The following is a 17,556-nucleotide window of genomic DNA, read 5'->3' on the forward strand; positions in this document are numbered from 1 at the left end:
CGCCGGCGGCGCCACCCCGAAATGTCGATTGCTCTCGCTTCAGAAGCTGACCGTTCCCTCGAGACCGAAGGTCCGCGGCGAATTGAAATTGCCGTAATCGCCGAGCACGTTGCTGATGCTGCCGGTCAGGCTGGGCAGGCTGTTCGACGGGTCGCGGCGATAGACATGCGCTTCGTTGAACAGATTGCGCGACCAGGCGGCGACGGTCAGCGTATTGCCGCCGTGGCCGATATCGATATCGGCGAGCGAGATCCGACCGTTGACGATGAAGGACGCATCGTTCTTCGTCGCGAACTGATCGAAGCTCTGGGTCGCCTGGGCATAGTTGGCGTCCAGATGCAGCTTCAGCTTTGCGCCGCCGACCGCGGTCGAATAGTCGATCGCGCCGCTTGCCGCATTGCGCGGCGTGTAGACGATATAGACCTTCTGCGTGACGCCGGTGAACGGGTTCAGCACCGGCGGAATGTCGGTATAGGTATAGGCATAGGAGGCGCTGAGCGTCAGGCCTCGCGCGGGGCTGACCGTCAAGTCGGCTTCCAGGCCGCGGATTTTCGTCGTGCCGGGGGCGTTGATCGTCTCGACCGTGTTGCGATTCGAGTTGGTAATCGCGTCGAACGATACCGAGCTGAAGTCGACCTGGCTGCCCTTGCGGTCCATCACGTAGCCGGCCAGGTTCAGCCGGACGCGGCGATCGAGGAACTCGCTCTTAAGGCCTACCTCATAGGACGTCGCGTCCTCCGGCCCGAACTGACGATAGGTGACTGAGCGCGAGCTGGCGCCGCCGGCCCGGTAACCTGTCGAATATTTGGCATAAAGGTTGATGTTCGGCGCAGCGTCCCAGGCCAGCACGACCAGCGGGTTGAACCGGCTGCTATGCTGTTCATAGGTATAGGGCCGGGCGATGTTGTTGACGATGTAGAGGTCGCCCGACTTGTCGTCCCAGGTGCCGCGCCCGCCCAGTGTCAGGTGGAGCATGTCGACCGGCGAATAGGTGACCTGGCCGAAGACCGCATAGCTTTTGGCAAGGGCCCGGCTGGCGCGGTCGATCGATCGACTGCCCGGCTGCTGCGAGGTGGGATCGTTGATCGTGTAGCCGGTACCGGTCGAGTTCCAGGTGTTCGAGTTCGGCGTAGCGGCGTCGTCGCGGGCGCTTTCGTTGAAATAATAGAGGCCGGCGACATAGTCGAATGCGCCCGAATGACCGACCGCCTGCAATTCCTGGCTGAACTGGTGCTGGTACAGGTCGGCGAGGCTGTAGCGGCTGAAGGCGCCGCCCGGCGTGAACACCGGCGGACGATGTGCGCCGCCGCTATTGTCCCATTGCTCGGAACTGACGCCGCGCCATGCGGTGATCGAGCGCAGCTGAAGCCCCGGTGCGACGTCCCAGCGCAGATTGGCGGTATAGCCGTGGGTACGGTCGATGCTGGGCTGTTGCGGCACGCCGATATCGGCCACGTCCATCCGCGACGTGCCGTTCACGACGACGATCGACGGCACCGGCTTCACCGAACCGCTGAGGGTCGTGGTGTTGGTCCCCGGCAGGACGCAGGTCGATCCGGCAGTGACCGGGCCGGCGGTGCAGCCATTGGGGTTGACGTTCAGCAACTGGCTGTAGAACGGCGAATTCGCGTCATAACCGACGTCATAGGACAGGTCGGCGGTCACGTTGCTCGCCGGGGTCCAGCGGGCGGCGACACGCAGGCCGCGGCGGTCGAAATAGTTCCAGCCGGTCTGGCCGGCCAGCGGGTTCTTCGTCGTCGGGCCCTGATACTGGATGACGCCGTCAACCTTGACCGCGACATTGGCGACCTCCGGCAGGTCGAGATGGACCGCGCCGTTATAGCCGCCATAATTGGCGATGCCCGCCGTCACCCGGCCGTCGAATTCCCCGGTCGGTGCCTTGGACACGATGCTGAGCGCGCCGCCTTCGGTATTGCGACCGAACAGCGTGCCCTGCGGCCCCTTCAGCACCTCGATCCGGTCGATATCGAACAGCGCTGCGTTCAGCCCGTGCTGACGGCCGAGATAGACGCCGTCGAGATAGACGCCGACGCCCTGTTCGCGGGCGGGCTGGTTCGCGTCCAGTGGCACGATGCCGCGGATGCCGATGGTGAGCGCGGTCTGGCGCGCCTCGAACGTCGCGACGCGCAGGCTGGGCACGGCACCGTCGGCCAAGTCGAGCAGGCTCTGGACGTGGCGGTTGGCCAGCGCTTCGCTGTCCACCACCGCGATCGCGATCGGTGTCTTCTGAAGATTGGTCTCGCGCTTGGTCGCGGTCACGACGATCTCGTTCAACTGCCCGTCGTCACCGGGCTCCGGGTCGGCCGCCGGCTGCGGCGCCGTGTCAGCCTTGGGCGCGTCGTCAGGCCCGGCTCCGGCCGCAAGGGCAGGAGAGGCAAGCGTTGCCAGGGCAGCACCGCCAAGAAGCGCCGAGATAAAGGACCCTTTGATGTTTCGCATTTCATTCCCCGCATGGTCCGGCAGATACCGGTTCGCGAGGCGGGCCTCTAAATAGAGTCGGCGACACTAATGTTGCAACGGATGTAACTATAAAGTGTTTATTCGTACATTTTCGTTACATTTTGTAGTAGTTTTATGTAATCATGCAATTTGCTCTCAGTTAAAAAGTAGATATCTACCCATAATAATTTATAATTATATGTAATATTTAATGAATAATTACATTTTAGATCATTTGGGGTAGGTGTATTAAATAAATACATCGGCTATTTTTTGTTCGGGCTGGTGTGTCATGATTTTTGATCGATGGCAGTCACCAATGCGCGTGCATTTGCGCCGATCGCACGCCGATCGGGGAGCGGCACTGTGGATCAATTCAGCCGGGCGAGCGCAGTTCGCCTGTGCCACCGTCCTGTCACGCGATTGGGCCCGCGGGGCGTCGAACTGTCACGATCCGGCCCGAGGACTGTAACGCTTCCCCGCTAGCTGCGGCCGGGCCGACGCACTGCGCGGCCAACAGCGACATCAGGGGAAGCAATGAAGACTCTCGTAGGCGCGAGCATCGTCGCGCTGCAATTCGCATGCGTGTCCGCCATGGCACAGCCGGTGGACGGCGATCCGCAGGTCGAGTCCGAACAGGATATCATCGTCGTGACCGGCACCCGCGATCGGTCGCGGACACAGTTCGACACGCTGGCGCCGGTCGATGCGCTGCCCGCGGAACTGGTCCGGTCGAGCGTTTCGGGCGATCTGAACGACACGCTGGCGCAGTTGCTGCCGTCGTTCAATGTCCAGCGGCTGCCGGCAGCTGATGGCCAGGCGTTCGTGCGTCCGGCAACGCTTCGCGGCCTGTCGTCGGACCAGACGCTCGTGCTGGTGAACGGCAAACGCTATCACCGCTCGGCGCTGCTCGGCACCCGCGGCGCGCAGTCGGTCGATATCGCCAGCATCCCGTCGCTGGCGATCAAGCGGATCGAGGTGCTGCGCGACGGTGCAGCGGCGCAATATGGATCGGATGCGATCGCCGGGGTGATCAACATCATCCTCGAGGATCAGCCGGGAATGAACAGCTTCGCGCAGTTCTCGCAATATTATGAGGGCGACGGCAACGAGTATCGCGGCGGCATTCGCGGCGGCATCGCGCTGGGCGACCGGGGGAGCATCGTCTTCACCGGCCAGTATGACAAGTCGGAGGCGACATCGCGCACCCGCCAGCGTCCCGACGCGATCGCATTCCAGGCAGCGAATCCCGGTCTCGTCGTGCCCAATCCGGTCCAGCGCTGGGGACAGCCTGAAGAGACTCGCATTCGCGGCGCGGTCGACGCGAAATACGAATTCTCCGACGCGGTCGAACTTTATGGCTTCGCCACCGCACAGTCGGGAGAGGGCGTGACCGACTTCAACTGGCGCAATCCGGTGGGTACCGGCAGCGTCTACAATGCCAGCACGGTCTTCCCCGGCTTCTCGTTCCGCAATCTCTACCCCGCCGGGTTCACGCCGCGCTTCTCGACCGACTATGACGATCTCCAGACCAATGGCGGCGTTCGCGGGTCGTTGAGCGATGCGTTCACTTATGATCTGAGCGCCTCGTACGGCCGCAGCACCATCGACTATGGCATGCATGAAAGCCTGAACGCCTCGATGGGGCCGCTGAGCCCGACGAGCTTCTATATCGGGGCGCTGGAGCAGCGCGAGTTCAACCTCAACGCCGACTTCGTCTATCGCCTTCCGGTCGGATCGGGCGATCCGGTCAACATCGCCTTCGGCGCGGAGCGCCGGCGCGAGAGCTATCAGGTGATGGCGGGCGACGTCGCCTCGTACCTGATCGGGCCGGGCGCGGCGACCGGACTTGCGTCGGGCTCGAATGGCTTTCCCGGATTCGGCCCCGATCGTGTCGGAAGCTGGAGCCAGACCAGCTATGCCGGATATGTCGACCTGGAGTGGAAGCCGGTCGACATGGTAACGCTGGGCGCCGCCGGGCGTTACGAGGATTATTCGGCGTTCGGCGACACGTTCAACTACAAGCTGGCGGGACGCATCGATCCGGTCGAGGGGCTCGGCATCCGCGCTACCTATTCGACGGGGTTTCGTGCGCCGACGCCGGCGCAGCTGAATACTCGGGCGACCACCCAGGGTCTCGACACGACGACGCTGACGATCTTCACCCAGGGGCGGCTGTCGCCCAGCGACCCGCTGGCGATCGCCTTGGGTGCAAAACCGCTGACCCCGGAAAAGTCGAAGACGATCACCGCCGGCCTGACCTTCCGCACCGGCTTTGGCCTGACCGGCAGCGTCGATGCCTATCAGATCACGCTTACCGACCGGTTCAGTCAGTCGCGCACCTTTGCGGTGCCGACGAGCTTCCCCAATCCGGAAGGATTCACCTCCGTCAGCTATTTCACCAACGATTTCGATACCCGCACGCGCGGGATCGACGTGGTGCTGGGCTATGCCAAGTCGCTGGGCGGGGGCCGGGTGAACGCCAATCTGGCGTTCAACTACAACACCACCAAGGTGCTGAGCGGTGCGACCGCTGCGGTCCCGAACGACACCCAGCGCCGCGTGTTCGAGGAGCGCCTGCCTACGACCAACGCGACCGCCACCCTGGGCTATGAGATTGCCGGTTTCGACGTGCTGGCGCGGGGCCGCTTCTATGGCGCCTGGACCGATGTGTCGGGAAATGCGACCGGCGAGATATTCCAGCGGTTCGGGAGCATGGCGTTGTTCGACATCTCGGCAGGCTATCGGTTCGATGAGCATTTCTCGCTGCGCGTCGGCGCGGAGAATGTGTTCGACAGCTATCCCGACGAGGCGACGAACCAGGCGGTGCGCGGCCTGATCTACTCGCGCAACGCCCCCTATGACACCGATGGCGGTCAATATTATGTCCGCCTGGGGGTGACCTTCTGATGGCAGGCGGCCGTATCGACCGGCGGGGGCTGCTCGGCGCGGGCCTCGCCCTGCCGCTCGGCGCCCGCGCGGGCGGTGCCGCCGCCGCTTCGCTCGACGGCAACGACGAGGCGTTCTGGCGCGGGATCGCAAAGGAATATGACGTCACCGACAAGGTCATCCAGGTCGAGAACGGCAATTGGGGGATGATGCCGCGGCCGGTGCTGGCGGCCTATGAAGAGCAGGTGCGGCGGGTGAACCGCGACACCAGCTTCTACACCCGCCGGACCATGGCGCCCGACTGGATGGCGGCGCGGGCCAGCGTTGCCGGGGCGATGGGCGTGCCGGTCGAGGAGATGGCATTCACCCGCAACGCGACCGAGGCGCTGAAGGCGCTGATTCTGGGCTATAACCGACTGAAGCCCGGCGACGCGGTACTCTATGCCGATCTCGATTATGACAGCATGCAGGCGTGCATGGAGAGTCTGCGCGCGCGGCGGGGCGTACGGGTGGTGCGGATCGCGCTGCCCGAGCCGGCGACGAAGCAAGGGCTGATCGACGCCTATGCCGAGGCATTCGCGGCGCATCCCGGCATCCGCATGGTGCTGCTCACCCGGGTGAGCCATCGCACCGGGCTGGCGATCCCGGTGCGTGAGATCGCCGCGCTGGCGCGGGCGAAGGGAATCGATGCGATCGTCGATGCGGCGCACAGCTGGTATCAGGTCGATGGCGACATTGCGTCGCTCGACTGCGATTTCGTGGCGGTGAACTGCCACAAATGGCTCGGCGCGCCGCTGGGGGTCGGGGCGATCCATATCCGCAAGGCGGCGCTGGACCGGATCGATCCGGATCCGGCCAATGACGGCGCCGCGGGGATTGCGGCGCGGGTGCATACGGGCACCAGCGATTTTGCCGCGATCCTGACGGCGCCCGAGGCGGTCGCCTTTCATGCGCGGATCGGCGCGGCGCGGCGTGAAGCGCGGCTGCGCGCGCTACGGGATCGCTGGGTGTCTCAGGTGCGCGGGATCGAGCGGGTCGAGGTGATGACGCCCGACGATGCCGAACTGCACGGGGCGATCACGTCGTTCCGGCTGAAGGGCGTGATCGGCGCGGCGGACAATGCCCGGCTGGCCGAGCGGCTGCTGGAGCGGCATGCGATCTTCACCGTCCACCGGACCGGCGTCGAGCGGGGCGCGTGCGTGCGGGTGACACCTGCGCTGTTCAACGATATGGCGCAGATGGACGCCGTGGCCGCCGCGATTGCGGAGGTGGCGCGGACGTTCGACGCGTAGCGCTCCGGTCGCGCCGCGCGGCGCCACCCCCTGCCAGGCGAACCCCGTGACCCGACCCTTCTACCAGACCCGCACGGGCGTCTTCGCGCTGGCCACTTTGTGCTGCGCGCTGTGGGGCAGCGCCTATCCGGCAATCAAGAGCGGCTATGCGATGCTCCATATCGGCGTGTCGGACGTGGCGAGCCAGATGCTGTTCGCGGGTGTCCGCTTCGCTTTGGCGGGGGCGATCCTGCTTGTGGTCGCGGCGGCGCTGCGCCGGCCCATCTTCGATATGGGCGATCGCAGTTTCGGGCAGGTCGCGCTGCTGGGGCTGACCCAGACCGCGGTGCAATATGTGTTCTTCTATATCGGCCTGGCACATGCCAGCGGCGTGAAGTCGTCGATCCTCAACGCGACCGGCGTGTTCTTCAGCGTGGTGCTGGCGCACTTCATCTATTCCGACGACCGGCTGAGCACGCGCAAGGCGCTGGGCTGTATGATCGGCTTTATCGGTGTCGTCGTGGTCAATCTCCGCCATGGCAGCTTCAGCTTCGATTTCGCTCTGCTGGGCGAGGGGTTCGTGACCATCGCCGCCTTCGTGCTCGCGGCCGCATCGATCTACGGCAAGCATCTGTCGCGCAGCATGGACGTGATGGTGATGACCGGCTGGCAGCTGCTGATTGGCGGGCTGATCCTGACCGTGGGCGGCGTGGCGGGGAGCGGACATCTCGAAGGGCTGAACATCGCGTCGGGCGCGCTGCTGCTCTACATGGCACTGCTGTCGTCGATCGCCTTCGCTGTCTGGAGCCTGTTGCTCAAGCATCATATGGTCGGGCTGATCGCTGCGTTCAACTTCCTGATCCCGGTATTCGGCGTAGCGATGTCGGCGATCTTCCTGGGCGAGTCGCTGCTGCGTTGGAGCTATCTGGCAGCGCTGCTGCTGGTGTGCGTCGGCATCTGGCTGGTAACGCGGGCGCCCCAGCGGGCCTGAGGTGCCCGGCCGATCGGCCGGGCACCCTGGTCAGGTCAGGCGAGCATCCGCACCTTGGGCTCGCGATCGTAGAAGCGACGGGCCGCCGCCTCGACGAAACCGTCATCGAGACCGGTAACGCCGTCATCCGCCTCGACACCTGCCTTGTCGAGCAGCGGCTGGGCGGCGTCGCTCGCGCCGATCGCCTTGAGGTGGCCAAAGGCGTCCATCACCCACTGGACCGCCGCGCCTTCTTTCAGCAGCGTCTTGCAGCCTTCGTCCGACAGGACCACGGCAACTGCGTCGAAGAGCTGCGACGGGGTGCCCGCCAGTTGCCCGTCGGCCTTTCGGGTGCTGCCGTCCGACAGCGTCGCGCCGCCCACCTTGGGTGCGACGATCACCGGCTTGCCCTTCGCGCCGTCGACTGCGGCGATGACCGCATCGAGCGCCGCCGCGTCGGTGCCGTCGGCGATCAGGATGCCGACCGCGCGACCCTCCAGCGTTTCCTTCATGTTGCGGTGGATCGACAGCGCCTCGGACGGGTTCATGTCGACCGGCTCGCGCGCGGCCTCCGCCTTGGGCGGCAGGTCGATGCCGAGGCCGTCCGCGACCCGCTTGGCCAGATCCTCGTCGACATTTCGCAGGTTGGCCACCATCCGCGGCGGCACCTGATCGAGCAGGCCGACCTTGGACAGCTCGAACACGAAGGACGAGGCGATGTGCGCCTGCTCGTTCTCGGTCTGAGACCGGTAGAACAGCCGCGCCTGGCTGTAATGATCGGCAAAGCGCTCGGCCCGGATGCGCAGCTTGTCTCCCGTCTCGTCGGGGCCGGTGGCGGCATTGGCAGTGGCGAACCCGCGGACGGGGCTTTCGCGCGGACCGCCTTCCTCGCCGTGCGCGGCCAGGCTGTTGGGCTCGTAATTCGCCCGGCCCTTCGGCACCTGGGTCTGCATCATGCCGTCACGCTGGAAGTTGCCAAAGGGGCAGCGCGGCGCGTTGATCGGGATCTGGTGGAAGTTGGTGGTCCCCAGCCGCGACTTCTGCGTGTCCAGATAGCTGAACAGCCGGCCCTGGAGCAGCGGATCGTTCGAGAAGTCGATTCCCGGAACGATATTGGTCGGCAGGAACGCCACCTGTTCGGTCTCGGCGAAGAAGTTGTCGACGTTGCGGTTCAGCGTCATGCGGCCGATGATCCGCACCGGCACGTCCTCTTCCGGGATCAGCTTGGTCGCGTCGAGCACGTCATAGGGCTGGGCATCGGCGAAGGCTTGGTCGAACACCTGGATGCCGAGTTCCCATTCGGGAAAGGCGCCGGTGTCGATCGCTTCGAACAGGTCGCGTCGCTGATAGTCGTTGTCGGCGGCCTGGAGCTTCAGAGCCTCGTCCCAGATCGTCGACTGCAGCCCGAGCTTCGGCTTCCAGTGGAACTTGACGAAGCTCGCCTTGCCCTCGGCATTGACCAGCTTGAAGGTGTGGACGCCGAACCCTTCCATCGTGCGGAAGCTGCGCGGCAGCGTGCGGTCGGACATCGCCCACATCAGCATGTGCGTGCTCTCGGGCATCAGCGATGCCCAGTCCCAGAAGGTGTCATGCGCGCTGCCCGCCTGGGGATAGCCGCGATCGGCCTCCATCTTCACAGCATGGACCAGGTCGGGGAACTTGATCGCATCCTGGATGAAGAACACCGGGATGTTGTTGCCGACCAGGTCCCAGTTGCCTTCGCGCGTATAGAATTTGACGGCAAAGCCGCGCACGTCGCGCGGCGTGTCGACCGATCCGGCGCCGCCGGCGACGGTCGAGAATCGGACGAAGACCTCGGTCTTCTCGCCCTTGGTGAACACTGCGGCGCGGGTCAGGTCGCTGATATCGTCGGTCGCCTCGAATACGCCGTGGGCGCCCGATCCGCGGGCATGGACGATCCGCTCGGGGATGCGTTCATGATCGAAATGGAAAATCTTCTCGCGGAGAACGAAGTCCTCGAGCAGCGTCGGGCCGCGCTCGCCAGACTTCAGGCTGTTCTGGTTGTCGGAGATCGGCACGCCGTGATTGGTGGTCAATACGGCGTCGTCGTCGCCCGCGTGCTGGTGGGTCTCGCCCCCGTTTCCGGTGATGCGCGTAATCGAATCGGTCATGATAATTTCCCTCGAGCCGGAGGCTGCGTTCGAGGGTCAACGTGCGATGCTACGTCTATGTCCCTGAGCTCGATAATGTTTTTGCCGCCGTTCCGGAGCGATGGCGAGCGCACCGGATTCGCGGCTGGCGCCAGCACCTGACGTCCGGGGATACGGGCAGCGTCGGAACTCCCGGAGCGATGTGGCGCTCTATGGCGGCGCGGACATGACGTCCCGGCCAGGAGCATCCAATGTCAGAAGCCACAACCGTGACCTTGTACCGAATGGTCCTGCCCGACCATGTGTGCCCGTTCGGCGTCAGGGCCAAGGAGATGATCGAGGAAGCCGGGTGCCGGATCGACGAGCATATCCTGTCCACGCGCGACGAGGTTGAGGCGTTCAAGAATGAGCATGACGTCGCGACCACGCCGCAGGCCTTTGTCGATGGCGAGCGCATCGGCGGCAGCGAGGATCTTGCGCAATATCTTGCCCGATGAGGTCCGAGGGGAGCCGCGCGAACACGGGCGTGGTGCCGAGGGGCGCGGCGATCGCGATCATCGCCTGTGTCCTGGGCGCGAGCGCCCTGATCGGCCGTCGCAACGCGCCCAGTCGTTCCAATCCCGAAATCCGGTCCTGGTACCGGCGGCTGAGAAAGCCGGACTATACCCCGCCCGCGCCGATATTCGGGATGGTCTGGCCAACGCTGGAAACCGGCCTTGCCGTGGGCGGCTATCGATTGATGCGGGAGCCCGCAAGCCCGGCTCGCAATGTCGCGATCGGGCTATGGCTGGTGAACGGCGCGATGATCGGAGGGTGGACCGAGCTCTTCTTCCACCGCCGTGCATTGGCGGCGAGCGCGGCGGTGTCCGGGGCGATGGTCGCTACCACGGCTGGCTATGTCGCCGCGGCGAGTCGGGTGGACCGTGTGGCGGCGGGGGCAGGGGTGCCGCTGCTCGCGTGGCTGGGCTTCGCGACGCTGCTCGCCGAGCGGGTATGGGAACGGAACGGCACAGAACGCAGCGCCCGGTAGGGGAGTCGGAGGCTCTATCCAACTCCCCGCCACTCGATCCCAACGGAATCCTCGTTCATCTAGCGTCTGCTTGATGTCACCGAGCAGTTCCAATTCGACCTGCCTGTCCTGCCCATGAAGCCTTGTGTCGCTTCTAATCTAAAGCAGGCGATGTTGCTTAACCAGAATGGGGGGTGATCTTCGTCGGAGTCAGAAATTGGCCATAATTCCAGATCCAGCCTGACACCGTCGGCAACCGGAACTTGATCATATTTGCGGAGGGTCGCCACCGAAATCGCCTTGCAGGATTCATCCGGACACGTCCGCCCTCGCACGAAGACGTCGCCATATTTGGCCATGGTGTCGGCCGATGCCTTGTCGACGACAATGTACCCGCTTCCGCCGAGACGATCGACGCTGTCGATGTGTGTGCGCTTCAGATCGATGACATAGTCCGACCTGTCGCACGAAGCGGTCAGCAGGCTGGCCAATATCAACAGGTTTGACCGTGCCATCGCTACGTCGCCCGACAAGGTAGCTCCGCCGTGCCGCATCGCGATCAGCCCACCTGATTGAACGCGAAAAGGATGAGTCTCGAATCCATCTAGCGTTTGCCTGATGGTGTCGAGCAGTGCCAATTCGACCTTCCTGTCCTGCCCATGAACCCCTGCACTGCTTCTACCCTAAAACAGGCGACCTTCCCTAGCCAGAAAGGGGGGTGATCTTCATCGGATTCAAAAATGGGCCATAATTCCAAATTAAATCTGGCTCCGTCTTCAACCGGTATTTGATCATATTGGGAAAGCCCTCCTACCGTGATCGTCTTGCAAGAATCGTCCGGACACATCCGTCCTTGCACATAGACGTCGCCATATTTGGCCATGGTGTCGGCCGATGCCTTGTCGACGACGAGGTACCCGCTTCCGCCAAGACGATCGACGCTTTCGATGTGCGTGCGCTTGAGATCGATGACATAGTCTGACCTGTCGCATGAAGCGGTCAGCAGGCCGGCCAGTATCAACAGGCTTACTCGCGTCATTGCCCTAGCTCTGCCCATGCTGGCATTCTTCTATTGATCCGACTGTGGGAGTGCCGATCCGCCTTGAGAAGTATTACGAGAATATACCGGTCGGCAAGCCCGTCGGCAGCTCGACATGCTTGCGTTTGCCTGAACCCTTGCGTCAGCGGTCTCGACCGCGATGACGCCAGCGCTACCGGGGCGCAGCGCTTTTGCGCAATTTACACGGAAATCGACGAGAAATGGCGCGCCCGGCTGGATTCGAACCAGCGGCCCCAAGCTTAGAAGGCTCGTGCTCTATCCAACTGAGCTACGGGCGCGCGTCGCGACCCGCCTAGCGCGGATTGCGTCGCGGGTGAACCGGGATCATACAGCTTTCTCATGAGCATGGAGCAGGGGCCTGCGCGGGCCAGTGCGCGCGAGATCGCCGGCGGGCAGTTCCGCTATTATGATTTCGTGATGGCGGCGTTCGTCGCCATCCTGTTACTGTCGAATGTCATCGGCGCAGGGAAGGTCGCGCAGATCTGGCTGCCCTTGTGGAACGTCTATTGGCCGTTCGGGGCGGGCATATTGTTCTTCCCGCTGTCCTACGTGATCGGCGACGTGCTGACCGAGGTCTATGGCTATGCCCGGGCCCGCAGGGTGATCTGGGCGGGCACCGCGGCGGTGTTGTTCATGGCATTCATGTCGTGGGTGGTCGTCATGCTGCCGCCCGCGCCCGACTGGACGAACCAGGCGGCCTATGAGACGATCTTCGGGCAGGTGCCACGGATCGTGCTGGCATCGGTCTGCGCCTTCTGGGCGGGCGAGTTCGTCAATTCCTATGTCATGGCCCGGATGAAGATCTGGACCGGCGGCCGGCATTTATGGTCGCGCACCATCGGGTCGACCGTGGTCGGGCAGGGGGTGGACAGCCTGATTTTCTACCCGCTCGCCTTTCTCGGCGCGGTCGGGTGGACGAACGCGCTGGTGTTCAAGGTGCTGGTGACGCAATGGGTGCTCAAGGTGAGCTGGGAGGTGCTGCTGACCCCCGTGACCTATCTGGTCGTCAACTGGCTGAAGCGTCGTGAAGGCGTCGATGTCTATGACGACGGCACCGACTTCACTCCCTTCCGGACGCGTGTGTGACCAACCGAACGATCGTCTACCCACCCGCCGTCATCAAACCGGGCACGACCCTTCTCCAGGAAAGCAAGACCTGGGTGGTCGATCATGTCGGGCTGGAGAAGGATGCGCTGCACGTCTATCTCGCGCTCATCCTGCTCTTCGGCAGTGCCTGGCTGTTTCGCTGGTCGCTGCGCAGCTGGAAGCCTGCAGCGTTGATCCTTGTAGTCGCGGCCGCGGGCGAGGTCTGGGACATTCGCGACGGCCTGATGACCAGCGTTCCGCTGGAGGTCAGTCTCCCGCTTAGTTGGCACGACCTGTGGAACACGATGTTCTGGCCGCTGGCGATCCTGGTGCTTGCCCATGTGTCTCCGCTATTCGGATCGCGGGCAGGAGATGATCTCAAGGAAACAGATCCGAATAACCAGAACGGTTAGCGGATCGCGGATCTCGAAGTTCGCGAGCGCCAGGATTGCAGCTCCGCCGCCGGCGCTGGCGGTTACAGCCTGTCTCCGCTGCCCTCAGGGGTGACCGGCGGGATTTGCACCCGCTTCCACCGGAATCACAAACCGGCCGCGCACTGCATTGCGTTCGGCCACACCTGAAGGCAGCGGAAAGGCTGGAGTTTCGACGATCTGGTCAGGGTGGCAGGACTCGAACCTGCAACCTCCCCATCCCAAGGCGGGTGCTCCGACTCTCTTGAGCTACACCCTGAAGACAGGCGCAGCCGTGCTGCCCGTCAATGTCGGTGGGTAGCGGGTCGCGGTCGCGAACAGAGAATCAGGTCGGTCATAATGCTCGCTCAATGAGCGAGGCGGATTTGAAATGCAAGCCTATTTGGTGAAACGTGCTTCCAGGACAGGTTTCGACATATGGATGCGTGGAAGCGGTCCAAGCCGGCAAGTGGAAGTGCGCCTGCTGAAGCAGCGGCGGTTCAAGCGACCGCTGCGAGCAGTCCCTCGAACAGCCGGCGACCGTCATTGCCGCCATGGGCAGCCTCGATCCGGCGCTCGGGATGCGGCATCATGCCCAGAACATTGCCCTGCGCGTTGATGACGCCGGCGATCTGCCGGGCCGATCCGTTGACATGCTCGCCATAGCGGAAGGCGACGCGGCCTTCGCCTTCGAGGCGGTCGAGCGTATCGGCGTCGGCGAAGTAATTGCCGTCGTGATGGGCCACCGGGATGCGAATCTCCTCGCCGGCCTGGTAGGTGCTGGTGAAGATCGACTGGCTGTTGTCGACCGTCAGCGCGACGTCGCGGCAGACGAAGTCGAGACCCGAATTGCGCATCAATGCGCCGGGCAGCAGGCCGGTCTCGGTCAGGACCTGGAAACCGTTGCAGATGCCGATGACCGGCGTTCCGCGCTCGGCCGCGGCGACCACTGCCTTTACGATCGGCGACCGTGCGGCGATCGCGCCACAGCGAAGATAATCGCCATAGGAGAAGCCGCCGGGAAGGGCGATCAGGCCCAGATTATCGGGAAGGTCGCTTTCGCCGTGCCAGACCATGGCGGGCTTCGTGCCCGTCACATCCTCCAGTGCCACCGCGATGTCCCGGTCACAGTTCGATCCGGGGAAGACGATGACCGCAGTCTTCACAGCTTCTCGACCCGGTAATTCTCGATCACCGTGTTGGCGAGCAGCTTGCGGCACATGTCGTCCACGGCCTCGTCACTGGTGCCGTCCGCCAGATCCAGTTCGAAGATCTTGCCGGCGCGGACGTCGTCGACGCCGTCGAAGCCGAGGCCGGAGAGTGCGTGCTGGATGGCCTTGCCCTGGGGGTCGAGCACGCCATTCTTGAGCGTTACGATGATGCGAAGCTTCATGCTCCGCGCCTATGGCGATCCGATCGAGTCGCCGCAATCGGAAATAACATTTCTGGCCAATTCAGGGGCGTGTCAGCGCAGCGCGCCGGCCAATTCGGGTTGGGCGAAGAGCTGTGGTCCGAGCCAGGCGGCGCCGGCGCGGGTCAGGTGCATTCGGTCCTGGCTGATGAACTTGCGGTCTGGCGTGAAGACCGGGACGCGACCCTGCGCATCGCCGATGAGGCCGAGGATGCTGACATAATGACCGGGCGGGAGACTGCGCTTCAGTGCTGCGTCCGCCGCGCGCACCTGAGCGTCGGGCGCGGCGCGATAGGCGTAGCGGACCGCCGGGGCGAGTCGCATGACGGCATCGTTGTTCCAGCCGAAGGACTTGGGGCCGACGATGACGACCGGCGCGCTGCTGTTCGCCTGGAGCAGGCCGGCCAGTCTGGCGATGCAGGCGACATCGCCCGGCTGGGATCGCCGCGCGAGGATGATCAGCTCGGCGCGGGCGAGCACGCCGCGCAATTGTCGTCCCACGCGGTCGTGGCAGGCGCGTATCCGCGTCAAGCGCGTGGCGGCGGGATCGAGGACGCCGGCGGCAAGGCCCATATTGACGACATCGCGGGCGAAGCTGTCGCCCAGCACCAGCACGCGGGCCCTGGCGCCGCGGCGCTCGGACAGGGTCGCGCCCAGATAGCGCTCGGGCTCGAGATTATAGGCGATGTTGGCGTGGTTGACCGAGCCGGGGTCATCGCGGCCGAGTTCGGGCCAGTTGCGATAAAAGCCGGAGGTCGCGTGGAAGACGAGGCCGATCGCGACGGCGAGGACCGTCGCACCGCCTGTGGCGATCACGAGCGATCGCGTCGAAACCCTGGCGGGATCGCGGAAGGGCTGCTCGATCCAGGCCCAGCTTGCCCAGGACAGCAGCAGGATCGGAACGATCAGCGCACCGAGGAGCAGGGGCGAGGGCGGATCGAGGCTCGCGATCCGGACGAAGGCGAAGACCGGGAAGTGGATCAGGTACAGGCTGAAGCTGATCAGGCCGACCGCGGCCAGCGGGCGGGCGCCGAGCGTTCGGCCGAGCCAATTGCCCTGATGGGCGAGGACCAGGACCGTGGCGGTCCCCAGTACCGGGATCAGCATTGCCGCCGCCGGAAGTGCCATCGCGGCGTCGAACAGGAACAGCGGCACGCAGGCGGCGGCGAGCCCGACCGCGGCGGGGAGCGGGCGGGCGCGCTCAGCTATCCTCGCCCGGATCGCCGGGGTGGCAAAGGCAGCGAGTGCGCCGACCCCCAGTTCCCAGGCCCGGGTCGGCAAGAGGAAGAAATTATGGGCTGGGTAGGTGCGTGCCAGGAGCAGGCACAGCACCAGGCTGAAAACCGTAACCAGACCGGTCGCGAGCATCACGCCGCGCGCACGGCCGACCCGCCAGGCGAGCCACAACAGGATCGGAGCGGCGAGGTAGAATTGCTCCTCGACCCCCAGGCTCCAGCTGTGGGCGAGCGGCTTGAACGCGGTTTCCGTGTCGAAATAGCCGCTGGTCGCGGTCAGCAGGATGTTGTTGGCGAACAGGGCGGTGGCGACAAGCGACTGGCCGAAATTCTCCAGCCCGTCCGGCAGCATCAGCCACCAGGCGAAGGGGATGCAGGCGAGGCTGATCGCGAGCAGCGCGGGAAGGATCCGGCGGACCCGGCGCAGATAGAAGCGTCGGAACGAAAAATCGCTCGTATCCAGATCCTTGCGAATATTCGCTGAGATCAGATAGCCGCTGACGACGAAGAAGATATCGACGCCGAGAAAGCCGCCCGGAATCCAGGCGAAGCCGGCGTGATACAGGATCACGCCGGCGACGGCGATCGCACGCAGCCCGTCAATCTCGGGCCGATAGGTCAGGTGGCGCTGGGCGCTCCCCGCAGCGCGCATCGGCGCTTACTTGCCGCGACGCTTCCGATGGCTTTCCAGGTCGAGCACTGCCGAATCGTCTCCTTCCGGAAACAATCCAAGACGGCGGGCAACTTCCTGATAGGCCTCGACTTCTCCGCCCAGATCGCGACGGAAGCGATCCTTGTCGAGCTTCTCGCCCGAGGCGATGTCCCAAAGGCGGCAGCCGTCCGGGCTGATCTCGTCGGCGAGGATGATCCGCGGATAGTCATTGTCCCAGATCCGGCCGAATTCGAGCTTGAAGTCGACCAGCTTGATGCCGATCCCGGCGAACAGGCCCGACATGAAATCGTTCACGCGGATCGCCATGTCGGCCATGTCGTGCAGTTCTTCCTGCGTCGCCCAGCCAAAGGCGAGGATATGCTCGTCGGTGACCATCGGGTCACCCAGCGCATCGTCCTTGTAATAATATTCGACGATCGTCCGCGGCAGCGCCGTGCCTTCCTCGATCCCGAGACGCTTGGAAAGCGACCCGGCGACGACGTTGCGCACCACGACCTCGATCGGAACGATCTCGACCTGGCGGATCAGTTGCTCGCGCATGTTGAGGCGGCGGATGAAGTGAGTCGGGATGCCGATATGGCCGAGCATCGTGAAGATGTGCTCGCTGATCCGGTTGTTCAGCACGCCCTTGCCGTTGATCGTGCCCTTTTTCTGGGCGTTGAAGGCGGTTGCGTCATCCTTGAAATACTGGATCAGCGTGCCGGGCTCAGGACCCTCGTACAGGATCTTTGCCTTGCCTTCGTAGATTTGCCGGCGGCGTGCCATGTCGGCGGATACCCCTGAAATGCATCGCCCCGGCGGCGCGGGTCACCGCGTGGCTGCAGGGGCCGTGGAAAGGCTGCGCCTATACCGAAACGCCTGCCATGGCGCAATCGAGCATCGTGGCTGGCGATCGCCGACATGGATGGCGGGATCCGTGGAAGTGACGCGCCAGGCGCGGTCGGCGATCGAGAATGGTGTCGGCCCGCCGC

The 17,556-nt window shown here is 64.3% G+C and carries 15 protein-coding genes and 3 tRNA genes; 7 read left to right on the forward strand and 11 right to left on the reverse strand.

The annotated features are described in order from the left end of the window. Positions 1-39 precede the first annotated feature (39 nt). Entirely contained in the window at positions 40-2,460 is a 2,421-nt protein-coding gene (locus TPR58_RS04725; protein ID WP_346245464.1) for a TonB-dependent receptor, read from the reverse strand. Between the two features lie 537 nt (positions 2,461-2,997). Between TPR58_RS04725 and TPR58_RS04730 the strand changes: the two genes are divergently transcribed. Genes TPR58_RS04730 through TPR58_RS04740 form a run of 3 tightly spaced genes read left to right on the forward strand, consistent with a single transcriptional unit; the run spans position 2,998 to position 7,611 of the window. Continuing rightward, positions 2,998-5,370 (forward strand): TonB-dependent receptor plug domain-containing protein, encoded by a 2,373-nt coding sequence (locus TPR58_RS04730; RefSeq protein WP_346245465.1) that lies wholly within the window; start codon positions 2,998-3,000, stop codon positions 5,368-5,370. After that, a complete protein-coding gene (locus TPR58_RS04735; RefSeq protein ID WP_346245466.1) occupies positions 5,370-6,641 on the forward strand; it encodes an aminotransferase class V-fold PLP-dependent enzyme in 1,272 nt (423 codons plus the stop codon). Before TPR58_RS04730 ends, TPR58_RS04735 begins: the two co-directional genes overlap by 1 nt. A gap of 46 nt (positions 6,642-6,687) precedes the next feature. Then, positions 6,688-7,611, forward strand: a complete 924-nt coding sequence (locus tag TPR58_RS04740) for a DMT family transporter (protein ID WP_346245467.1) — start codon at positions 6,688-6,690, stop codon at positions 7,609-7,611. 35 nt (positions 7,612-7,646) lie between these two features. Here the strand turns inward: TPR58_RS04740 and TPR58_RS04745 are convergent, their stop codons facing one another. Then, positions 7,647-9,722: a catalase gene (locus TPR58_RS04745; protein ID WP_346245468.1), complete on the reverse strand. Its 2,076-nt coding sequence runs from the start codon at positions 9,720-9,722 to the stop codon at positions 7,647-7,649. 230 nt (positions 9,723-9,952) lie between these two features. On the opposite strand from TPR58_RS04745, the gene TPR58_RS04750 reads away from it, so the two are divergent. Together TPR58_RS04750 and TPR58_RS04755 are read left to right on the forward strand one after the other, a co-directional pair. Next, positions 9,953-10,198, forward strand: coding sequence for a glutaredoxin domain-containing protein (locus TPR58_RS04750; RefSeq protein ID WP_346245469.1), 246 nt, complete (start codon positions 9,953-9,955; stop codon positions 10,196-10,198). Continuing rightward, complete coding sequence (locus tag TPR58_RS04755) at positions 10,195-10,731, forward strand: TspO/MBR family protein (RefSeq protein ID WP_346245470.1); 537 nt, start codon at positions 10,195-10,197, stop codon at positions 10,729-10,731. Before TPR58_RS04750 ends, TPR58_RS04755 begins: the two co-directional genes overlap by 4 nt. Before the next feature lie 59 nt (positions 10,732-10,790). On the opposite strand, the gene TPR58_RS04760 is transcribed toward TPR58_RS04755, so the two are convergent. From TPR58_RS04760 to TPR58_RS04770, 3 genes are all read right to left on the reverse strand, one after another. After that, complete coding sequence (locus TPR58_RS04760; RefSeq protein ID WP_346245471.1) at positions 10,791-11,348, reverse strand: hypothetical protein; 558 nt, start codon at positions 11,346-11,348, stop codon at positions 10,791-10,793. Further along, positions 11,315-11,749: a hypothetical protein gene (locus tag TPR58_RS04765; protein WP_346245472.1), complete on the reverse strand. Its 435-nt coding sequence runs from the start codon at positions 11,747-11,749 to the stop codon at positions 11,315-11,317. Before TPR58_RS04765 ends, TPR58_RS04760 begins: the two co-directional genes overlap by 34 nt. A 222-nt stretch (positions 11,750-11,971) precedes the next feature. Beyond that, positions 11,972-12,048, reverse strand: a tRNA-Arg gene (locus tag TPR58_RS04770). A 67-nt stretch (positions 12,049-12,115) separates the two neighbouring features. On the opposite strand from TPR58_RS04770, the gene TPR58_RS04775 reads away from it, so the two are divergent. Both TPR58_RS04775 and TPR58_RS04780 read left to right on the forward strand, forming a co-directional pair. Further along, positions 12,116-12,856, forward strand: coding sequence for a queuosine precursor transporter (locus TPR58_RS04775; protein ID WP_428835693.1), 741 nt, complete (start codon positions 12,116-12,118; stop codon positions 12,854-12,856). Beyond that, complete coding sequence (locus TPR58_RS04780; RefSeq protein ID WP_346245474.1) at positions 12,853-13,269, forward strand: hypothetical protein; 417 nt, start codon at positions 12,853-12,855, stop codon at positions 13,267-13,269. The genes TPR58_RS04775 and TPR58_RS04780 overlap by 4 nt, the downstream gene beginning before the upstream one ends. A gap of 89 nt (positions 13,270-13,358) precedes the next feature. On the opposite strand, the gene TPR58_RS04785 is transcribed toward TPR58_RS04780, so the two are convergent. The 6 genes from TPR58_RS04785 to purC form a co-directional block, all read right to left on the reverse strand. Further along, a tRNA-His gene (locus TPR58_RS04785) sits at positions 13,359-13,431 on the reverse strand. Between the two features lie 37 nt (positions 13,432-13,468). Beyond that, a tRNA-Pro gene (locus TPR58_RS04790) sits at positions 13,469-13,546 on the reverse strand. Between the two features lie 220 nt (positions 13,547-13,766). Next, positions 13,767-14,432, reverse strand: coding sequence for a phosphoribosylformylglycinamidine synthase subunit PurQ (gene purQ / locus TPR58_RS04795; protein ID WP_346245475.1), 666 nt, complete (start codon positions 14,430-14,432; stop codon positions 13,767-13,769). Next, a complete protein-coding gene (gene purS, locus TPR58_RS04800; protein WP_346245476.1) occupies positions 14,429-14,659 on the reverse strand; it encodes a phosphoribosylformylglycinamidine synthase subunit PurS in 231 nt (76 codons plus the stop codon). The genes purQ and purS overlap by 4 nt, the downstream gene beginning before the upstream one ends. A 72-nt stretch (positions 14,660-14,731) precedes the next feature. Continuing rightward, positions 14,732-16,564 (reverse strand): acyltransferase family protein, encoded by a 1,833-nt coding sequence (locus TPR58_RS04805; RefSeq protein ID WP_346245477.1) that lies wholly within the window; start codon positions 16,562-16,564, stop codon positions 14,732-14,734. A 6-nt stretch (positions 16,565-16,570) separates the two neighbouring features. Then, on the reverse strand, positions 16,571-17,350 hold the full coding sequence (gene purC / locus TPR58_RS04810) for a phosphoribosylaminoimidazolesuccinocarboxamide synthase (RefSeq protein ID WP_346245478.1): 780 nt from the start codon (positions 17,348-17,350) through the stop codon (positions 16,571-16,573). Positions 17,351-17,556: the final 206 nt, after the last annotated feature.

The sequence above is a fragment of the Sphingomonas rustica genome (assembly GCF_039652585.1).
GTDB lineage: Bacteria > Pseudomonadota > Alphaproteobacteria > Sphingomonadales > Sphingomonadaceae > Sphingomonas > Sphingomonas rustica.

Coding starts and splice junctions, on each gene's coding strand:
- TPR58_RS04725 (WP_346245464.1), bottom strand. CDS start 2,460: ATGCGAAACATCAAAGGGTCCTTTATCTCGGCGCTTCTTGGCGGTGCT.
- TPR58_RS04730 (WP_346245465.1), top strand. CDS start 2,998: ATGAAGACTCTCGTAGGCGCGAGCATCGTCGCGCTGCAATTCGCATGC.
- TPR58_RS04735 (WP_346245466.1), top strand. CDS start 5,370: ATGGCAGGCGGCCGTATCGACCGGCGGGGGCTGCTCGGCGCGGGCCTC.
- TPR58_RS04745 (WP_346245468.1), bottom strand. CDS start 9,722: ATGACCGATTCGATTACGCGCATCACCGGAAACGGGGGCGAGACCCAC.
- TPR58_RS04750 (WP_346245469.1), top strand. CDS start 9,953: ATGTCAGAAGCCACAACCGTGACCTTGTACCGAATGGTCCTGCCCGAC.
- TPR58_RS04755 (WP_346245470.1), top strand. CDS start 10,195: ATGAGGTCCGAGGGGAGCCGCGCGAACACGGGCGTGGTGCCGAGGGGC.
- TPR58_RS04765 (WP_346245472.1), bottom strand. CDS start 11,749: ATGACGCGAGTAAGCCTGTTGATACTGGCCGGCCTGCTGACCGCTTCA.
- TPR58_RS04775 (WP_428835693.1), top strand. CDS start 12,116: ATGGAGCAGGGGCCTGCGCGGGCCAGTGCGCGCGAGATCGCCGGCGGG.
- purS (WP_346245476.1), bottom strand. CDS start 14,659: ATGAAGCTTCGCATCATCGTAACGCTCAAGAATGGCGTGCTCGACCCC.
- TPR58_RS04805 (WP_346245477.1), bottom strand. CDS start 16,564: ATGCGCGCTGCGGGGAGCGCCCAGCGCCACCTGACCTATCGGCCCGAG.
- purC (WP_346245478.1), bottom strand. CDS start 17,350: ATGGCACGCCGCCGGCAAATCTACGAAGGCAAGGCAAAGATCCTGTAC.